At 51.8% G+C, this 19,122-nt stretch carries 17 protein-coding genes; 7 read left to right on the top strand and 10 right to left on the bottom strand.

Features of this window, described 5'->3' with window-relative positions; genetic code table 11:
• Positions 1–18: 18 nt before the first annotated feature.
• Positions 19–1,314 (bottom strand): 3-phosphoshikimate 1-carboxyvinyltransferase, encoded by a 1,296-nt coding sequence (aroA, locus tag V8F51_RS03800; RefSeq protein ID WP_337098712.1) that lies wholly within the window; start codon positions 1,312–1,314, stop codon positions 19–21.
• A gap of 36 nt (positions 1,315–1,350) precedes the next feature.
• The gene (locus V8F51_RS03795) at positions 1,351–1,881 is read right to left on the bottom strand and encodes a shikimate kinase (protein ID WP_337098711.1); all 531 of its coding nucleotides are present in this window, start codon (positions 1,879–1,881) and stop codon (positions 1,351–1,353) included.
• Positions 1,882–2,030: 149 nt separating this feature from the next.
• Between V8F51_RS03795 and V8F51_RS03790 the strand changes: the two genes are divergently transcribed.
• Positions 2,031–2,342, top strand: a complete 312-nt coding sequence (locus tag V8F51_RS03790) for a hypothetical protein (RefSeq protein ID WP_337098710.1) — start codon at positions 2,031–2,033, stop codon at positions 2,340–2,342.
• 25 nt (positions 2,343–2,367) lie between these two features.
• On the opposite strand, the gene gndA is transcribed toward V8F51_RS03790, so the two are convergent.
• From gndA to V8F51_RS03755, 7 genes are all read right to left on the bottom strand, one after another.
• Positions 2,368–3,780: an NADP-dependent phosphogluconate dehydrogenase gene (gene gndA / locus V8F51_RS03785; RefSeq protein ID WP_337098709.1), complete on the bottom strand. Its 1,413-nt coding sequence runs from the start codon at positions 3,778–3,780 to the stop codon at positions 2,368–2,370.
• Between the two features lie 283 nt (positions 3,781–4,063).
• Positions 4,064–4,660 carry a hypothetical protein gene (locus V8F51_RS03780; RefSeq protein ID WP_307203870.1) on the bottom strand — a complete coding sequence of 199 codons (597 nt, stop codon included), beginning with the start codon at positions 4,658–4,660 and terminating at the stop codon, positions 4,064–4,066.
• Between the two features lie 188 nt (positions 4,661–4,848).
• The gene (locus V8F51_RS03775; RefSeq protein ID WP_337098708.1) at positions 4,849–6,558 is read right to left on the bottom strand and encodes a proline--tRNA ligase; all 1,710 of its coding nucleotides are present in this window, start codon (positions 6,556–6,558) and stop codon (positions 4,849–4,851) included.
• Positions 6,559–6,683: 125 nt separating this feature from the next.
• On the bottom strand, positions 6,684–6,851 hold the full coding sequence (locus V8F51_RS03770) for a hypothetical protein (RefSeq protein WP_337098707.1): 168 nt from the start codon (positions 6,849–6,851) through the stop codon (positions 6,684–6,686).
• 82 nt (positions 6,852–6,933) lie between these two features.
• The gene (locus V8F51_RS03765) at positions 6,934–8,070 is read right to left on the bottom strand and encodes an ABC transporter permease (protein WP_337098706.1); all 1,137 of its coding nucleotides are present in this window, start codon (positions 8,068–8,070) and stop codon (positions 6,934–6,936) included.
• Positions 8,071–8,083: 13 nt separating this feature from the next.
• The gene (locus tag V8F51_RS03760; protein ID WP_337098705.1) at positions 8,084–9,250 is read right to left on the bottom strand and encodes an ABC transporter permease; all 1,167 of its coding nucleotides are present in this window, start codon (positions 9,248–9,250) and stop codon (positions 8,084–8,086) included.
• 49 nt (positions 9,251–9,299) lie between these two features.
• A complete protein-coding gene (locus V8F51_RS03755; protein WP_337098704.1) occupies positions 9,300–10,244 on the bottom strand; it encodes an ABC transporter ATP-binding protein in 945 nt (314 codons plus the stop codon).
• Between the two features lie 378 nt (positions 10,245–10,622).
• On the opposite strand from V8F51_RS03755, the gene V8F51_RS03750 reads away from it, so the two are divergent.
• The 3 genes from V8F51_RS03750 to V8F51_RS03740 all read left to right on the top strand — a co-directional run bounded on the left by V8F51_RS03750 (position 10,623) and on the right by V8F51_RS03740 (position 13,181).
• Positions 10,623–11,753, top strand: coding sequence for a sensor histidine kinase (locus V8F51_RS03750; RefSeq protein ID WP_337098703.1), 1,131 nt, complete (start codon positions 10,623–10,625; stop codon positions 11,751–11,753).
• Between the two features lie 74 nt (positions 11,754–11,827).
• Complete coding sequence (locus V8F51_RS03745; RefSeq protein WP_337098702.1) at positions 11,828–12,502, top strand: response regulator transcription factor; 675 nt, start codon at positions 11,828–11,830, stop codon at positions 12,500–12,502.
• 34 nt (positions 12,503–12,536) lie between these two features.
• The gene (locus V8F51_RS03740) at positions 12,537–13,181 is read left to right on the top strand and encodes a YktB family protein (RefSeq protein WP_337098701.1); all 645 of its coding nucleotides are present in this window, start codon (positions 12,537–12,539) and stop codon (positions 13,179–13,181) included.
• A gap of 72 nt (positions 13,182–13,253) precedes the next feature.
• Here the strand turns inward: V8F51_RS03740 and V8F51_RS03735 are convergent, their stop codons facing one another.
• A complete protein-coding gene (locus V8F51_RS03735; protein WP_337098700.1) occupies positions 13,254–16,280 on the bottom strand; it encodes an efflux RND transporter permease subunit in 3,027 nt (1,008 codons plus the stop codon).
• Between the two features lie 254 nt (positions 16,281–16,534).
• On the opposite strand from V8F51_RS03735, the gene V8F51_RS03730 reads away from it, so the two are divergent.
• Genes V8F51_RS03730 through V8F51_RS03720 form a run of 3 tightly spaced genes read left to right on the top strand, consistent with a single transcriptional unit; the run spans position 16,535 to position 19,064 of the window.
• On the top strand, positions 16,535–17,308 hold the full coding sequence (locus V8F51_RS03730; protein WP_337098699.1) for an ABC transporter ATP-binding protein: 774 nt from the start codon (positions 16,535–16,537) through the stop codon (positions 17,306–17,308).
• Positions 17,305–18,324, top strand: a complete 1,020-nt coding sequence (locus tag V8F51_RS03725; RefSeq protein ID WP_337098698.1) for an ABC transporter permease — start codon at positions 17,305–17,307, stop codon at positions 18,322–18,324. Before V8F51_RS03730 ends, V8F51_RS03725 begins: the two co-directional genes overlap by 4 nt.
• 59 nt (positions 18,325–18,383) lie before the next feature.
• The gene (locus tag V8F51_RS03720) at positions 18,384–19,064 is read left to right on the top strand and encodes a TetR/AcrR family transcriptional regulator (protein WP_337098697.1); all 681 of its coding nucleotides are present in this window, start codon (positions 18,384–18,386) and stop codon (positions 19,062–19,064) included.
• Positions 19,065–19,122 lie beyond the last annotated feature (58 nt).

Below are 19,122 nucleotides of genomic sequence, written 5' to 3'. Positions count from 1 at the left end.
CGAGTATTCTTTTGCCCGTTACGCTTCGATCCATTCTACGTTCGCGCCAAGCGCCTTCAGGTGGTCAAAGTAAATCGGATAAGACTTAGCGACATGATGCGCGTCACGAATGCGGATCGGTTCTTTCGAGCGCAAGCCTACAATCGTAAGCGCCATAATTACTCGATGGTCGTAATGCGCATTAATCTCCACGCCGCCCTCAACGCCTTCGGGGCGTCCGTGCACGATAATTTCCGCTTGGCGCTCCTCGACGTTCGCTCCTGCTTTACGCAGCTCATTCAAGTAGTCGGTAATCCGGTCGCATTCCTTGTATCTTAAGTTTTCTACATTATAGAAGCGCGAAGTGCCTTCCGCGAATACGGCAGCCGCTACCATGGCTAGGACAGCATCGGTTGCATGGTCGCCATCGAACTCGACGGCTTTCAGCTTGCCGTTGCCCTTCACGTGAACGATGCCGTTCTCATGAGTCAGAGGAGTCTCCATCATCTTAAGCACGTCTACTACAGCACGCTCGCCTTGCTTGCTGCGCTCTTCGAGACGATGTACGATCACGTCGGATTCCGTAACCGCAGCAGCCGCCAGAATCGCTGCCGAGCCCGGGTAGTCTCCTTGCACGGAGTACGTCTTCGCCGCATAGCTTTGGTTGCCTGGAACGCGGAAGCGCATGTAGTCCTCGTCGGCATGGATAACGATTCCTGCCTGCGTAAGCACTTCCAGCGTCTGGCCTACAACGACTTTCGACTTCAAATCATGAAGCACTTCAATCTCGCTGTCTTCCTCAAGCAATGGAGTAAGGAATAGCAACGCGCTAAGGAACTGCGAGCTAATATTGCCGGATACTTGAATGTGGCCGCCCTTCGGCTTGCCGCCTTGAATGCGAATCGGCAGTTTGCCTTCGTTGTGCTCAATCTTAACGCCCATCGAGCTCAGTGATTCGATCAGATCATCGTGCGGACGCTTGCCAAGCGAATCCGGGTAACGATTTATAAACGTCACGTCGGGGCAAAGCGCCGCGATGGCCATTAAGAAACGAAGCACCGCTCCCGCATTGCCTACATCCAACTGCTCGGCAGGCTTCGGATTGCGGCCGAAGCCGGTAATGACGATTTTCTCGTCATCCTCTTCGACGATAGCGCCAAGATCGCGAATACAGCGGCGCATCGCATCGCTGTCCTCGCTATGCGCAGGATAATAAATCGTACTTGTTCCTTCAGCAAGCGCGGCTACCAGCAAGTAGCGCGTCGTATAGTTTTTGGAGGAAAGCGCTTGAATTTCCCCTTGTAGCTTTGGAGTAGGTGTCACTAACACGTCCATAGTTCGTATGATCTCCTTTTACTATAATAGTATCCTCTACTGCTGCTTTCCTTTGCCCCAACGTTCCATTATAACGGCCACTACCTCGTCTGCCGTCAAGCTTGTCGTATCCACGGTGATATGCGCAAAGTCATACGCATGCTTCCGCTGCTCGAGCAGCCTATTCACCCGGTTTGCGGCGTCGCCTTGAAGCAGCGGACGAGCGTCGTCCGATTGCACTCTGTCAATAATTTGGGCAGCATCCGCCTTAAGCGCAACGACGAGTCCCGATGCCAGCATCAAGTTGCGATTCGCTTCGCGAAGCACAGCTCCGCCACCAGTAGCTATAACCGATGAAGCCTCATCTGCCAGTATGCTCGCAAGCACATCCGACTCGATATCCCGGAAGCCTTCTTCCCCGCTCTCGGCGAAGATATCCGAAATCGCTTGTCCTGCTCTGCTAACGATCTGCTCGTCGACGTCGACGCGTTCCCATTCGAGGCGGCCGGCGAGCAGTTTGCTGACGGTTGATTTACCCGTTCCCATAAAGCCGACCAAAATCAGTTTGTTGCCAAGCTGCCGTTCCATTGTAGCTGATCCACCCTTTATAACCATTGTATCTTCGTACATATTCCACAACATCATATCATTTTTTTTGAATACTAGGGTATAAAAAAGTTGCATATGCCGTATGGATGTTAAAGATGCATAACTTCCGGACAGGAGTGAAGCTAGAGATGAATAGCAAGCTGGATTTACCTCCGCCGCACCGAACCGAATCGCATATCGACCGCATAATGGATCCCGACCATCCGTTATGCCGCTCAGATGTCGTATGGATGCTTCAATATATCAAAAAAAAGGTGGCTGACGAGGATCCCGCCTTAATGGATCTCTCGCAGCCACGCTTGTTACAGAACTTTCATTACTTTGCCGAAGTGGCTATGTCCCTCATTAACCGCAAGCATTACTGCGATCAAGAAGCCGATCGCTTACGCGATTGGCTCAGGGAAGCTTCATACGGCATCAACTCGAACAACGCAAGGTAATCGATCGCCGCGCGGGCGCTGACGATTAGGATTGAATCCAGTTGTAGTGGAACGTGCCTTCTTTGTCGATGCGTTTGAACGTATGCGCTCCGAAGTAGTCGCGTTGCGCTTGCAGCAGGTTAGCTGGCAGACGCTCTGTGCGGTAGCTGTCGAAGTATGCGATCGCGCTTGCGAAAGCCGGTACCGGTACCCCGTTAGCAACTGCGATTGATACAACTTCACGCCATGCGCCTTGGTACGACTCGACGATTTCCTTGAAGTAAGGATCAAGGAGCAGGTTGCGAAGGCCTGGATCAAGATCATATGCGTCCTTGATGTTTTGCAGGAAGCGAGCACGGATGATGCAGCCGCCGCGGAAGATCATTGCGATGTCGCCGTAGCGAAGATCCCAGCCGTACTCTTCGGAAGCAGCGCGCATTTGTGCGAAGCCTTGTGCGTACGAGCAAATTTTGGATGCGAACAATGCTTTGCGAACGGATTCGATGAATGCCGCTCTGTCGCCTTGGAAAGGCTTCTTAGCCGGACCGCTAAGCACTTTGCTTGCTGCAACGCGCTCTTCCTTCATAGCGGACAGGAAGCGAGTGAACACCGATTCAGTAATGATCGACAAAGGTACGCCAAGATCAAGCGAGCTTTGGCTTGTCCATTTGCCAGTACCTTTCTGGCCAGCGGAGTCAAGAATGACGTCAACCATTGGTTTGCCAGTCTCTTCATCATATCTGGAGAAGATGTCGCGCGTAATCTCGATCAGATAGCTGTCGAGCTCGCCTTTATTCCATTCCGTGAAGATCTCGTGGAGCTCTTCAGCACTAACGTCCAGAACGTTTTTAAGCAGGTCGTATGCTTCGCAGATCAGTTGCATATCGCCATACTCGATGCCGTTATGAACCATCTTCACATAGTGGCCGGCACCGTCTGGTCCGATGTATGTGCAGCATGCGTCTTCGCCGACTTTCGCGGAGATAGCCGTAAGGATTGGCTCTACAAGCTCGTAAGCGGATCTTTGACCGCCCGGCATGATCGAAGGTCCTTTCAAAGCGCCTTCTTCGCCGCCGGAAACGCCCGTGCCGATGAAGCGGAAGCCTTTGGCTTCAAGGTCTTTGCTGCGGCGAACGGTGTCAGGGAAATAAGCGTTGCCGCCGTCTATAATAATGTCGCCTTGCTCCAGATGCGGAACGAGCGAGTCGATTGTTGCGTCTGTGCCTGCTCCTGCTTGAACCATGATCAGGATTTTGCGCGGTACTTCAAGCGATTGAACGAACTCTTCGATCGTATAAGTAGGAACGAGGTTTTTGCCTGCTGCTTCTTGTACAAGATCGTCTGTTTTCTCGCGGGAACGGTTGAACACCGATACCGTGAAACCTCTGCTCTCGATATTGAGTGCCAAGTTTTTGCCCATTACTGCCAATCCAATTACGCCAATTTGCTGTTTCGACATTGGTTTCGTCCATCCTTTGTTATTTATTTGTTTTGCAATGACTTTATTCTACTCCTTTTGCTGGCAGAAGAAAACCGTTTGGATGAAAAAAAATTTCTTTTGGTTATTAATAAATTTGACCGCTTGTGAAAGATTCTCTTATATTTGATCAAAAAGCCAATCGTGACGCGGCTTTCAGGCATTAGGCCGTTGCTTGCCGCACAACAAAAAACGATCAAACGCTGTGCCTCATCGGAGCAGCATTCAATCGTTTAGCATTTTAGTATGAAAAAAAATTTCATGTCTATAGCTCTAATTGCAGCATTTCTGTTCGAAGAACAGCCAGCTTCTCCTTCGATGCGTTTGCCGCCTCCTCATTGCCGTCCTGCAGCGCGTCGAACAACATCGACAACTCGTAATCAAGCTCGTAGCGCAGGACGATTGCTCGCTCTTCCGCTCTCTTCGACTGGAAAGCTTTAATCATTTCCTCTATTGTCACGAAAGGCTTCTTTTGATAAATAATGCGATGTTCCATACCTGACACCTCCACGAGTCGTATAATCTCACCGAACATAATGCTCTCAATGACGATTTGACGATCTTTGATTCGCTTCACTACCGCATGTCCACGCGTGTCATTAATCAGCTTCTCGATCAACTCAGACAACTTTTCGTCCTTAATGATATAATCTCCGACAATTTTATACCGACTCTTCATTCGCTGAAACCGAAGCTTGACGAGCTTGCGGCCGGTGCGGATGGATACGAGAAACTGGCCCTCCGTCTCGCTCCAGTATAAGGAGTACCCTTCCTGAATCAGATCACGGATGAGATTTTGGATTTGCCGGCGGTCAAATCGCAGTTCTAGATTGCAATATTCGACTTCATAGCTCTTGTTCACGGCAATCCCTCCCTTGCTTCATGATAGTTAACGAAATAATCTGATAATTTGTTCTTACCATTATCTTATACTCCATCTTATGTAATGGCAACTTGGATTATTGACTAATTTTATAGAATCGGGCGCCTGTTTGTAAAAAAAAGGGGCAAGCCCGCCTATATGAAGCGGTTTGTCCCCCATCTGTACAACTATTGACCGGCACTCAGCAATGACGCCATTGTAAGCGCTTCTTCGATCGTCAACTCCTTAGCCGCCGCTTCTGTCCTCAGCTTCGCTTCGACGATGCCGTTCGCCGCCTGCCTGCCGACCGTCAAGCGCAGCGGAATGCCGATCAGATCGGCATCCTTGAACTTAACGCCCGGCCGCTCATCCCGATCGTCGAGCAGCACTTCAATGCCGGCAGCCGTAAGTCGTTCTGCCAGCTGCGAGGCTAGCGCCATTTGGGTGTCATCCTTCGCCGACACAGGCACGATATGAACATGATACGGCGCGATTGAAGCCGGCCACACAATGCCTTGCTCATCGGCATGCTGCTCGATGACGGCCGAGAGCAGCCTCGACACGCCAATGCCGTAACAGCCCATAATAAGAGACTGTGCCTTACCTGAGGCATCGAGGAAAGTGGCTTCCATCGCTTCGCTGTATTTCGTCCCCAGCTTGAACACATGTCCGATTTCGATACCAAGGTGGAATTGAAGCCGCCCCTCTTCGCAACGGGGACATCGGTCGCCTTCCGCCGCATTGCGGTAATCGCCGCTCGCCATACTGTTGAAGTGAACGCCAGGCTGTATATTGGCAAGGTGATAATCCACTTCGTTAGCCCCGACAATGGCCGAAGCCATTTGCGTAACCGCAATATCCGCATAGACCGGGATCGCCAGTCCGACTGGTCCCGCAAAGCCTGTAGGCGCGCCTGTTACCCGTTCCGTAGTCTCTTGATCAGCGAGCGCAAGAGTGTCTATGGCCAGTGCCTGCTTCACCTTAATCTCGTTCACCTCGTGATCTCCGCGAACGAGAATGGCTACCGGATTGCCATCTGCTACGAAGATAAGCGTTTTAATGAATACGGATGCGTCATGGCCTAGCGATTCCGTAAGCTGCTCGATTTTTTTGATGCCTGGCGTTTGCAGCCTTTCAGGCGTTGCTGGCTCAACTACCGCGGCATCCATGTGCGCGATACCGTACTCCGCCTTCTCCAGATTGGCTGCATAATTGCAGCAGGTACATGAGGCAATCGTATCCTCGCCTATATCGGCGAGAGCCATAAACTCGTGCGTGCCCCCTTCTCCGCCAATCGAGCCCGCATCTGCCTCTACTGCGCGGAAGTTGAGACCGCAGCGCGTGAATATGCGGTGATAGGCGTCATACATGGCCATGTAGCTCCGATGAAGCCCTTCCCAATCCGCATCGAATGAATAAGCGTCCTTCATCAGAAACTCTCTGCCCCGCAGCAGCCCGTAGCGCGGACGCTGCTCATCGCGGAATTTGGTCTGAATCTGATAGAGTGTCGCCGGCAATTGGCGATACGAACTGATCTCGCCGCGCAAGAGCGCTGTAATAACCTCTTCATGCGTCGGACCTAGCGCGAATTCCCGATCATGACGATCCCTCAGCCTGACAAGCTCCGGTCCATACACCTCGTAACGACCGGATTGCCGCCAAAGCTCCGCGGGCTGCAGCGCCGGCATGAGCACCTCTTGCCCGCCAGCCTTATCCATTTCCTCGCGTACGATTCCCTCCAGCTTCCGCAGCACGCGGCGCCCAAGCGGCAAGTACGTATAGATGCCTGCCGCAAGCTGTCTGACAAGACCTGCTCGCAGCAGCAGTTGATGGCTGATCGCTTCCGCTTCAGCCGGCGCTTCACGCAATGTAGGCATTAGCAATTTACTTTGACGCATGAGAATTCCCCCGTTTTCATGGAATTTAAGATTTTAAGCATAAAAAAAGAACGCGTTCGTCAGGGACGAATGCGTTCGCGGTACCACCCTAATTCTGACCGCCCAAGAAAGCGGCAGTTCTTCATTCAATAACGGAATGTTGACATTCCGACGATAAGCTCCCCATGACGATCGTCTGGCAGCCACCGCAGCTCGCAAGGCAGGGAGCCTATCGGCCATTCGCAGAAGCCTTTCAACCGGGTGGGCTTCCTCTCTGTCGCGAACGTTGTTCCGATCAGCATAACCTTGGTCAATGCTATTGTGATATCGAAAGCAAAGCTTTTGAATAATTTACAATATTCGCTTACCACAAGTCAAGACGCTTCCGACTTCAGCCTACAGACTTTGCTTGCTCGGCCTAAGCACAGCCGAACCGAAGGCGATGAGTACGGCCGCGAACAAGACAAGAATGGCTAGCTGCAAACCGATATCCGCAATGCTTCCTCCGCCGCCCAGCCGGTCGATCGCTTGAAGCGCCCATTTCTGCGGCAGGAAGTTCGCGAGCTTCTGCATGAACGTCGGCAGCATCGACAAGGGGAAGAAGCAACCGCTGACCATGCAGCTTGGCATGATGACGAGGTTATTAATTTGCGTAAGTTGCCGGCTGTCTCTGACCAGCCCGGCAATGGCCGACGTAAGTCCGACAGCAGCCAGCAAGAAAAACTCGAGCACCAGCAGCATATAGCCAAACGAAACGCCAGGATCGTATTTAAACACAAAGTACGTCAAGCTTAGCACGATGAGAAGCTGCAGCGTCCCTACGGCCATGCTGCCCAGAAAGTTGCCCAGCGAGATGTCGATCGCTCTGACCGGCGCCGTATACATCCTCGCCATCGTGCGGAGCTCTCTGTCCTCCATTATGAAACCGATGGATTGACTGACGAGCATCATGACGAACATAAGCAGAATACCGACCATAATCGGACTGGACAAAATATTGCCGAGTTTCGTCCCTACATGCTCCGTCGTGACAATCGGCTTCTCCTGCGCGGCCAATAGTTCCTTGAGGAGCGGCATGATCCCCTCCTTATCGACTCCTACCGTACCGGCAACCATCGCGGCGGAGACGGACAGCTTCTTCGTCTCTGCTTCCAGCGTCGTAGCCAGCGAGGCGTTCCAAAGCTGAATATTCATCCGGTACATGACAGCTGGAACGTGATTGCCCTCGAGCAGAGCGGCTGTATAATCCGACGGAATGAATACGGCGGCATCCGCTTTTCCATCAAGCACCTGCTGCTTGATTTCCTCCTCGGTACTCCCTGTCACATCGCGGACATCATACAGCTTTTCCCGTGATAAAGCTTCTTTCACATAAGCGCCAAGCTCCCCGGAATCCGCATTCGCAACAGCGATAACGGCTTGTTGACCTTGCGCGCCGAGCAGGCCCGTCAACACGGATAATATGATAGCCGGAAGCAGCATGTTGAGGAATAACCCCCGTCTTGAGCCCATTGTCCGTTTGATTAACTGCATAGCAATATGGATACTAGGCATCCTGCTTCACCACCTTTGGCAATCTGATCACGGCAAGTACGGATAGTGCGACCGCGATTATAGCCAGAATCGTTACCGCTTGGCTATAAACGGACCAACCTGAACCGTTCATAATCGCCCGGAGCCCCTCATTGGCCCAGTGATTAATCGTCCACTTGGAGGCATCTCCGATGATGACGTCTATATCCGCAATCATTCCTCCGCTTACAAAGGTCATGGCGAACGCCACGATACCGAACACCGTTTGCGTTGTCTTGACCGACTTGGCGAAGGAGGCAATGATGATCGCGATGCCCGCTCCGATAGCCGCCGTGAGCATGCTGATGAGGAATAGCCAAACGTAATTCGAGCCCCAGTCGACGCCGTACGCGTAAGTCGTGAAAACGACGATAACAACAGCCTGCAGACCAGCAACGAGGAAGGAGCCCGTTATGATGCCGAGAACAAGCCCGGCGAAAGATAGAGGCAGCGTGAACATGCGCTGCAGCGTGCCGTTCTTATGCTGGTTCAACAGCTCGATGGCTGCCAGCATACCGCCATATAGAAGGAACATGATCAAGTAAGTCGCCGCATAATATTGCATAGCCGATACGGAGTGGAAAATCTGGTTGCTGTCAACGCCAAGCATTCCGACCTTTACGAACGGTTCGGTCGAATCCGTTCCGCCGGATGCCGCTTGCCCGTTTCCCGAATCTGGCCCTAGTACGACTTGCGCCGCCACACCTCGGTTGACCTCTGCCAAGTAACTGTTGATGACCGATTCCACGGCCAAATTTTTCTCCGCATATCTCCCTGAGTACATGCGCCAAGTTACATTCTCGCCGCTTAGAACACGGCTGGAGTAATCAGTCGGAATGACGATGCCATAGTCGGACTCGGATTCCGTCACGGACGGCTGTACGTCCTCCTCTTCCTCCGCGGCAATAAGCCGAACGTAAGGTTTGATGGCATCATTTTCCCAGAAGGCGTCCACGCTTGCCCGCAGCTCTCCATGATCACCGTTGTATACGATCACTTTCGCAGGCTTAATCTCCGTATCGAAAGCACTTCCGAGCATATAAATAAGAATAAGCGGCAATACGATCAATATTAAAATCAATGATTTTTTGCGACTGTATTTAAGCAGCTCGTAATAAGCCGTTGTCCACCAAATCCGCATTTCCGTTCCCTCCCCAAGCTAGTTAACCGGGCATCCGGCATTTCCGCTACTAATCGTCCCGCAGCGTGCGACCCGTCATTTGCAGGAACATCGATTCCAAATTCGGCTCGACCCGCGTCAGCTTGCGAAGCGTAATGCCGTGCTTTTGAAGGATGAACAGCAAATCCTGAAGCATCGAAGTCGACTCCTTGACCGTCACCTCTAGCATCGTTCCGTTGTTCTGCTCGTCAATCTGGCGAACGCCTGGATGCTGCTTCAACTCTTCCATCGCTTGCCCCAGCTGACGGTCGATCTCGAAGATCAGCTTCTCGTCTTGGCCGGCCTGCTGCTTAAGCTCCTCCTTCGTTCCGCATGCAATGAGCTTGCCGTTATCCAGTATCCCTACTCGCGAGCAGATCGCTTCTACCTCTTCCATGTAATGACTCGTATAGATGACGGTCGAGCCCAGCTTATTAAGCTCGCGCACCGAATCCAAAATATGATTTCTGGACTGCGGGTCAATGCCAACCGTCGGTTCGTCCATAATAATGAGCTTCGGCCGATGCATAATCGCGCAAGCGATGTTCAGCCTCCGCTTCATGCCGCCGGAGAACGTCTGAGGTCGATCGCCCGCCTTCTCCAGCAATCCGACGAACTGCAGCGCCTCCGCCACGCGCTCCTGAAGCAGCTTGCCTCTAAGTCCATACAACTTGCCGAAAAACGTAACGTTTTCTTTGGCCGTCAGTGTCTCATAGATCGCAAGCTCCTGCGGCACGAGACCGATTCTTCGCTTGACCTCCAGCGGCTGCTTGCCGATCGAGTAACCGCCGACGGTAATGTCCCCGCTGGTGACATTCAATAATCCGGCCAGCATGTTGATCGTCGTGCTTTTGCCCGCTCCGTTCGGACCAAGTAAACCGAACACTTCGCCTTCGCCTATTTCGAGCGACAAATGATTGACCGTCACCTTCGTATCGTATTTTTTGACCACATCTCGAAATGAAACCAAACTCATGTCTGTTCATCCTCTCTCTTGCGCCCTTGTTAACTCTGATTATACGGAAGGAAATGGATGCAGGCAGGTCTCCAAAGTCATGAGATCGAGGTGACGAAAGTCATTTTTGCCAAAATGATGCATGCCTGCGATACCGGCGACCAGGTTGACTGTCTGTGATATAATGAGAAAACGCCTATCGCAGTTCATGGAAGCGCACGTGGCTAACGCCGTGAGAAATCCTCTATCGAAGCTATTCGAAGATGAGCGACCGCGTTCAGAGGTAGGTTTTATCGCCAATAACATTTGTTCTTCCGCAATGCTCGGAAACTAATAAATTCTTATGTGGTCAAAAAAGCATAGATTGGGAACAAATTCAGTTTCGGGAGACCATTCCATATGAATGTCATACTGCTCCGAATGCGAAGCTTGCTCATAGCTATACCGGCACTTGTAACCATCATAGATATTGAAGCAAGAACATACGCCCCGTATACCGCATTCGCACTGATCGCCCTCTTAATTAGCAAAGCCGACAACATCATGCCTAGATTAGCAGGACCGATACTGATTGCGGAGCTCTTATTCTTTACCTGGTTTTCTTATACGTACGGTGGAATTTTATACCTCCTGCCTTTCGCAACGCTCATCGCGGCATTCCGCAGAAGAGCGTCCGTGCGAGAGTGCGCGGCTTGGACGGCCATCGGCTGTGCGGCGCTTACGATCGGACTGTACGGCAGAGAGCTTGAGTTGATTGTTGCTCTCCTCGTCTTATGGGGAACGGCCGCGGGCATGCTCTTCGTTACGAATGATTTTGAGAAAAAGAGGTTTAAGTTCGAAGAACTGTATGAAGCGCTCACGATCAGCAACGAGCAATTGGATGCCGCCAAAGACCGTATGAAAGATTACGCCGCCCAAATCGAGCAGTACGCCCAGACCGAGGAACGGAATCGTATAGCCAAGGATATCCATGACGATCTCGGGCACCGGCTCATTCGAGTAAAAATGATGTCGGAAGCCGCACTGCATCTGTTTGACGTCGATACGGATAGGGCCCGCGGCATTGTCGAGCAAATCCGCGATCAATTACAGGACAGCATGGAGCGCATGCGCCGAACCGTGCGCAAGCTCGCTTCGGATAGCGATAGCGAACCGCGTCGTTACGCGCTGGATCGGTTAATGGCCGAATCAGTAGACGGGCAAGGCTACGAGGTCCGATTCGAGGTGCACGGCAATCCGAGGCCGATATACCCGAGCATGGAGCTTATATTATTCAAGAACGCACAAGAAGCGATAACGAACGCGGTCAGGCATGGCGAAGCAACGGTCATTACCGTCGACCTCAAGTTCGAGAGCGACAGCGTGTCCTTGACGATTGCAAATGACGGCATGCTGCCGAGCGAGCCTGTAGAAGCCGGACTTGGCATGCGCGGCATGCGAGAGCGGATCGCCCTCATAGGCGGAAGGCTGGAGGTTGCGACCGCGGAGCAATTTGCCATCACAACTATTTTGCCTCTGTTAACGAAGTAGGTTAGTGCAAACGGATGGCGGCGGCGTGATTCGGAATTACATATGCGAACGCCATAAATAAGGAGGTGCTCACGATGATCAAGGTTCTTGTCGTCGATGACGATCCGTTCATTCGGGAAAGCATGCATGTGATTTTGGATCTGGATAAAGAACTTCAAGTCGTCGGCGTAAGTCAGAACGGCCGAGAAGCCGCCGAATTCGCGGCTGTTCATCCTGTTGATGTCGTGCTTATGGATATTCGAATGCCGGTCTGCGACGGCGTGGAAGGCACGAAGCTGCTTCGTGCCTTGCCGATTCCGCCTGCCGTCCTCATTCTGACGACATTCGACGATGACGATTATATTGCGCAGGCCATTCGCAATGGGGCGAACGGCTACTTGCTTAAGAACGTTTCGCCGAGCCTCATTATCAACGGAATTAAGACCGTTCATCAAGGCACGATGCTCATTCATCCCGACATTGCCCGCAAACTGGCTGGCATGCTTGAATCGCCTCGCAGCGGTTCCGCTGAGCCATCCTATCTATTCGATCAAGCTAGCAAAAGCTTAGCCGGGCAAGGCTTAACGCAAGCGGAATGCCAGATTGTCCGTCACGTAGCGGACGGTCAGTCGAACAAGGAAATTGCTTCATCGCTCTTTCTAAGCGAAGGAACGATTAAGAACTACATTTCCGAAATTCTTAACAAGCTTGAATTGCGGGATCGGACGCAGCTTGCGATCTATTATTTGAAGCTCATGCAGCGCATGTAAGACCATAACAGACATAGAGGAGAGTAATCATATCATGGCAACAAAAACAACAAACGGACTTATCGGCTTCACGCAAGAGGATTTTGACGTATTTCAACTGGAAGGCTTAGAGGAGCGCATGGCTGGCATCCAGGGGCTTATCCAGCCGAAATTCCAAGCCATCGGCGAGAGGCTGGCAGGCGAGCTTGCCGTCCATGCCGGCGACGAAATGTATCTGCATATCGCGAAACACGCCAGACGCACGGTCAACCCTCCGAAGGATACTTGGCTCAGCATCTGTAATAACAAACGCGGCTATAAATCTCATCCGCATTTCCAATTGGGGTTGTTCGATGACCATCTGTTCCTATGGCTGGCGCTCATCTATGAAGTGCCGAACAAATCGCAGATAGCTGCCGCTTATTTGGACAAGCTCGATGACGTCATTGCCGCCGTGCCTGACAACTATATGATATCGCTTGACCATACGATGAAGGAAGCGACGAGAACCGGAGATATGAGCACCGAGGATTGGAACAAGGCTCTCGTCCGGTTCCGCGACGTGAAGAAAGCGGAGCTGCTGATCGGCCGTCACATCCCTGCCGATGACGCTTTGCTGCGCAGCGGCGACATTTTGCTGAAATTCGCTTCCTCGACGTTCGAGACGCTTATGCCGCTTTATCGCATGTCGCTCGTATAAACTGCTTGTTATATTCACGAAAGGCCGCCCTGCACGATCTGCAGGACGGCCTTTGTTTTCGTTATATCTAAATTATTGCGCCGATACCGCCGCTTCCTTCGCAGCTCCGTTCGTATTCGCGATACGTTGCTTGCGCGACTTGCGGAAGTAAAGCAATTCATAAATACATGGCACGATGATAAGCGTGAGCAAAGTCGCAGCCGTCAGACCGCCAATAACAACAATGGCAAGGCTTTGCGAGACAATGCTTCCAGACTCATGCGAGCCGAAGATGAGCGGCAGCATTGCAGAGACGGTCGCCACCGCTGTCATGACGATTGGACGCATCCTTGTCGTTGCGGCCTCAATAAGCGCCTCGCGAATCGACATATGCTCCTCATTCTGTCTGACGCGGTCGAGCAATACGATCGCATTCGTGACGACGATACCGATCAGCATAAGCGCCCCGAACATCGCAGTGAAGTCTGGCGTTACACCTGAGATAAGCAAGCCTGTCACTGCGCCGATAGCCGCAAGCGGCAGCGAGAACATAATAGCAAGCGGTGTGCGCAATGTCTTGAACGATAGAACCATAATCAAGTATACGAGACCGATGGAGATTAACGCGGTTAAGCCCAGATCCGCGAAATCACTCGCTTGCTCCGCAGATGCACCGCCTACGGATAACGCAACCCCTTCCGGCATCTTAAGCTCATTCGTCTTATCCGTAATCGCGCTGCCGACGACCGACAGCTCTTTCGGTTCAACGGTTGCCGTTACGCGTACATACATTTTACCGTCTTTATGGTAGAAGCTGCTCGGCTCTTCCTTACGAACGAGCTCGGCAACATCCGACATCGCTTTCGGACCAGCTTCCGTCATAACCGTCAGCGATTTTAGGTCCGTTTCGGAGGTGGGGTTAACAATCGGCTGCAAAATAACAGGCGTGTCATGATCCTCTATTCGGATGCTGCCAATCGGCAGCGGGTTCAGCATGCTTTGCAGTTGCATCGCTAGCTCTTCGCCCTTCGCAGCAGCCGGATCAATATGGAACGAGTAGACTGGCTTCTTCTCCTCGAGATTGCTTTCCACCTTTAGCACGCCGTCAACCGGTTTCAGCGCTGCAAGCAGCTCTTGTGCCGCTTGTTCAACCTTCGCCGGATCTTCGCCCGTTACGTCTACGAAAATTTGCGATGAGCCTCCGCCCATCATCAGATCGGTAGCGTTCACGAGCAGTTCCGCTTCTCCATAACCATCCTTCTGTTTTTTCACATCATCCATGAACTGCTCGGCATCGACTCCATCGTTCAGATCGACGATATAACTGACAAGCGTTGGCGAATTGACTCCGCCATACTGTGCTGCGTCCGAGCTGTTGCCCAGCGTCATCATGACCCATTCCGCGCTTTTGTTCGCCGTCAAGTACGACTCGAGTTTCTTGCCGCCCTCTTCTACCGTCTCAGCAGGCGTATCGCTCGGATATTGCAGCGAGACGTTTACCGTTCCAGCGCTGGAAGAATCGAGCGCGCCCTTCGGCATCGCGACGTATGCGCCGATTGAGCCTACGAACAGTACGATTGCAATAACAATCGGCACCCATTTCCGTTGCAAGTTCCAGCGGATGAATGCAGCGAACTTCGGTGAGCCTGTATGCTCCTTCTCCTTCGTGCCGCGCAATAACCACGCGCTTAACAATGGAACAACAGTTAGCGCTACAATAAGCGATGCTAGAAGCGAGTAAGCAACAGTCAATGCGAATGGCAACAGGAACGCTTGGAGCGATCCGCGCAGAAGTCCCATTGGCAGGAATACCGCTACCGTTACGAGCGTAGACGACGTAATCGCCGATGCCACTTCCTTCGTCGCATCTGTAATGAGCTTCATGGAGAAAGGCTCTTTTTGTAATCTTCTATATATATTTTCAATGACGACGATACTGTCGTCGACAAGTCGACCGACCGCAACCGCAACGCCGCCTAACGTAATAATGTTGAGCGAAACGCCGGATAATTGCAGCAAGTAGAGCGTAATGCCGAGTGACAACGGTATGGATACGACCGTTACGATCGTCGCCTTCAGATTGCGCATGAACAATAAAATAACAATTGTAGCGAATAATGCTCCGAGCAATACTTCGCGAAGCATGCTGTTCACCGAAGATACGACCGATTCAGCCGTGCTAAGCACGACGGAAATTTCGATCCCCTCTACGTCTTCGTTCAGTCGGTTAACCGCCTCTTCGATTGCGTTGCCGGCTTTAACCGCATTAGCGTCCGCCGACTTGGAAATGGTGAACATGATTGCGTCCTTGCCGTTCAGTCGGTTAATGCTCTCCTTGTCATTGGCATAGTCGACTTTCGCGACGTCAGCAAGCGTTACACCTGGAATGATTGGGAGTTTGCGCAGCGTCTCGATATCCGTAATTTGATCGTTAAGGACAATATTGGCCGCCGATCCGTCTACGTTCTTCTCGCCTAGCGATGCCGTTACGCCGCGTCCTTGCAGTACGCCTATGAGCGTTTGCGCAGGAATGCCAGCCGATGCCAGCTTATCCGTTAGCGGTGTCACTTGAATGGTTGGCGTCGATTTGCCGCCAATCGAAATCTGTCCCGCTCCCTCAGAACGCTGCAGCACCGCTTTTACTTCCTTGAACTTGTCATCCTTCTGCTGATCCGTCAATCCTTCTTCGAAGGTCAGTACGACCCATGAGATAGGTATCATCGAAGTGTTGAATTGCACGACGAACGGCTTCATTACGCCCGCCGGAAGCTGTACCTGATCGACGATGCGTTCGATCTCCGCCTTCGCTTCCTTCATATTCGTTTTCGAATCGAAATTCAAGTTCACTTGGGCGTAACCATCGCCTGAGGTCGAGAACATATCCGTCTTGCCTTTCACGAAGGCCACTGCTTCTTCAATCGGCCCCGTCACTTGCTGTTCCATCGACTTCGCGTCATTGCCCGGCCCGATTGCCGTAATCATGACTTGCGGATTGTCCGCAGCCGGCAAAAACTCCATCGGCAGCCTGAGGTAGCTCATCACCCCCATCGCTAGTGCCATGATTACAATCAAAATAATAGCTGCCTTATTACGGAAGGACCACTCCGTCAATCTACTCATCTTTCCCGACTCCTTCTCCCATACGGTTTCTTTGTTTTTGTCTTTCATAATCATAAGGGTCAGGCAGACTTTGTAAAAACGTCTCGAGAACGTTATTTGATCTCGCCTTTAGTCGGAACTATTCTACGTCTTAAGTCTAGGTAGACTCCGAAAATGAGTAAGTACTCACTTCTATTTCTATGAAACCTCGCTTATAATCAAAGAAAGTGAGTAATCACTCTTTCACGAAATTCCATTCGAGGAGCGTATATTTCATGTCGGCTACCCCTTCGGTAAACGGACAATCGGTGTCTGCTGTACAGTTGCATCAGATACAGCGTCGATTTCATGGCAAAACCATACTCGACGGCATATCGCTTACCATCCCGCAAGGCGAGCTGTTCGGGCTGCTCGGCCCCTCCGGCTCTGGCAAAACAACTCTTATTAAGCTCATAACGGGTATCGACCGCGCCGACGGCGGCAGTGTTCACATGCTTGGCGAGCCCATTCCCCAGCTTAAGATGCTGCAAGCGTTCGGCTATATGGCGCAATCCGACGCTCTCTACAATGAGCTGACCGGCAAACAGAACTTAGCATTCTTCGGGGCGCTATTTGGCTTAAAAGGCGCTAAGCTGCAAGCACGCATTCAAGCGGTTGCCGCACTCGTTGAGCTGTCTGACCACCTTAGCAAGCAGGTTAGCGCCTACTCAGGCGGAATGAAGCGCCGATTATCGCTGGCCACCGCACTGCTTCATGAGCCTCGGCTGCTCGTTCTCGACGAGCCGACCGTAGGCATCGATCCGGTGCTGCGGCGATCGATCTGGGCGGAGCTGTCCGCTCTTAGCCAGCAAGGCGTAACGATTATCGTTACGACTCATGTCATGGACGAGGCTGAGAAATGTGACCGTCTCGGCATGATTAGAGACGGCAAGCTAATCGCTGTCAATACGCCGCAAGCCATTATCGAGCAAGCGGGAGCGGCAACGATCGAGGAAGCGTTCATCACTCTCGGGCAGCGGCAAGCTGCCGGAACGGAGGCGGCACAATGAGAATACGCGCACTGGCCCTCCGCATCATCCGGCAATTTATTAGAGACAAGCGAACGCTCGCTCTATTATTCCTTGCTCCATTGCTCATCTTAAGCTTGATGAAGCTGGTCTTCGACGGTCAAGCGATAACCCCCGAGATTGGAACGGTCAACGCGCCGCAAGCATTCGAAGACGAGCTGATTGCAGCCGGCGCGTCGATAACGGAGTACGCCACGACCGACGAGGCGCAATTGGCGATTGAGCATGGGGATCTTAATGCTTTCATCCAAGTCGGCACTCCCGGATTCGCAATCACACTCGAAGGCAGCGACCCGGCGATGAATAAGGCGGTTATGCTGCTGTTCCAAAACACGCTTCAAGCAAAGGTCAGTTCGTCACTGCCGGCGATCACCTATTTGCATGGCGGTCCGGATATGGCCTCCTTCGACTCATTTGGTCCGGTTCTTATCGGTTTCTTCTCGTTTTTCTTCGTCTTCCTGCTCGCTGGCGTGTCATTTCTGAGAGAGCGTACGACCGGTACCCTGGAACGTCTGCTTGCCTCCCCGATCCGGCGCAGCGAGGTGGTGCTCGGTTACTTGGCAGGCTTCGGACTGTTCACGCTCATACAGGCGATGCTGATCGCTTGGTATTCCATTAACGTGCTAGGCATGTATATGGCCGGTCAGATCGGTTATGTGCTGCTTATTAACCTGTTGCTCTCATTAACCGCGTTGACGCTGGGAACTCTCCTGTCTTCTTTTGCCAGCAATGAATTTCAAATTATTCAGTTCATACCCATTGTCATCGTGCCGCAGGCCTTTTTCTCCGGCTTGTTCAATCTTGATGCGATGAATCCTTGGCTGCAAAAGATCAGCTATGCTATGCCGCTCTTCTATGGTGCTGACGCGATGCAAGGCATTATGATTCGCGGCGAAAACTGGCGTGACTTCGGGTTCGATGTGTATGTGCTCATTGGCTTCTCCTTGCTGTTCGCGCTGCTGAACGTGCTGGCGCTGAAGAAACACAGGAGTATGTAAGGCTTTAATTACTTTGCTATAATGACTTCAATAGATAGAGAGTGGTAAGGAGTGAGGAAGTGTCTGAGCGTAGGGATGAGCAAGAACCGATAGAACAATGGCTGCAGGAGCTTCTGAAGCTCGACGAGGCTGATCATGCGATGACCGATAAGCAGCTCAAGATCGTGCAGGCTGCCGCCGATATTTTCGCGGAGAAAGGGTTCGCCGCTTCCTCAACAAGCGAGATTGCGCAGCGTGCAGGCGTTGCGGAGGGGACGATATTCCGTCATTACAAGACCAAGAAGGATTTGCTGCTGTCGATCGTAACGCCAGTGATGGCGAAGCTGATAGCACCGTTCGTCCTGCGTGACTTCAATAAAGTGCTGGATAGCACCTATGACAGCTACGACCAACTACTGCGTGCCATTATTGTTAATCGTATCGAGTTTATAGAAAAGAACATGAAAATCTTAAAGATTTTCATTCAGGAAATTCCGTTCCATCCCGACATGCAAGAGCAGTTCCAGAAGCAAATACTATCAAAAATATTGGAGAAGCTGACCGCCAGCGTTGAGAAGTTCCAGCGCAACGGCTCGCTTATCGATTGGTCGCCGCTCACGATCATTCGTTTATCAGTGTCTAGTTTAATCGGGTATGTGCTATCGCGTTCATTGTTCGGTTCGAAGGATACGGTGAACTGGGATGATCAAGCGGAGCGAGAAGCTACAATTACATTTGTATTAAAGGGATTGGCTCCATAAAAAGTAAGGGCTGTGACATTAGCGAATCAGATCGCTAATCTCACAGCCCTCTTTCATG

It is taken from the genome of Paenibacillus sp. YIM B09110 (assembly GCF_037167145.1).
GTDB lineage: Bacteria > Bacillota > Bacilli > Paenibacillales > Paenibacillaceae > Pristimantibacillus.
The sequence above is the reverse complement of the archived record's forward strand: the minus strand, read 5'-3'. Positions and strand labels throughout refer to the sequence as shown.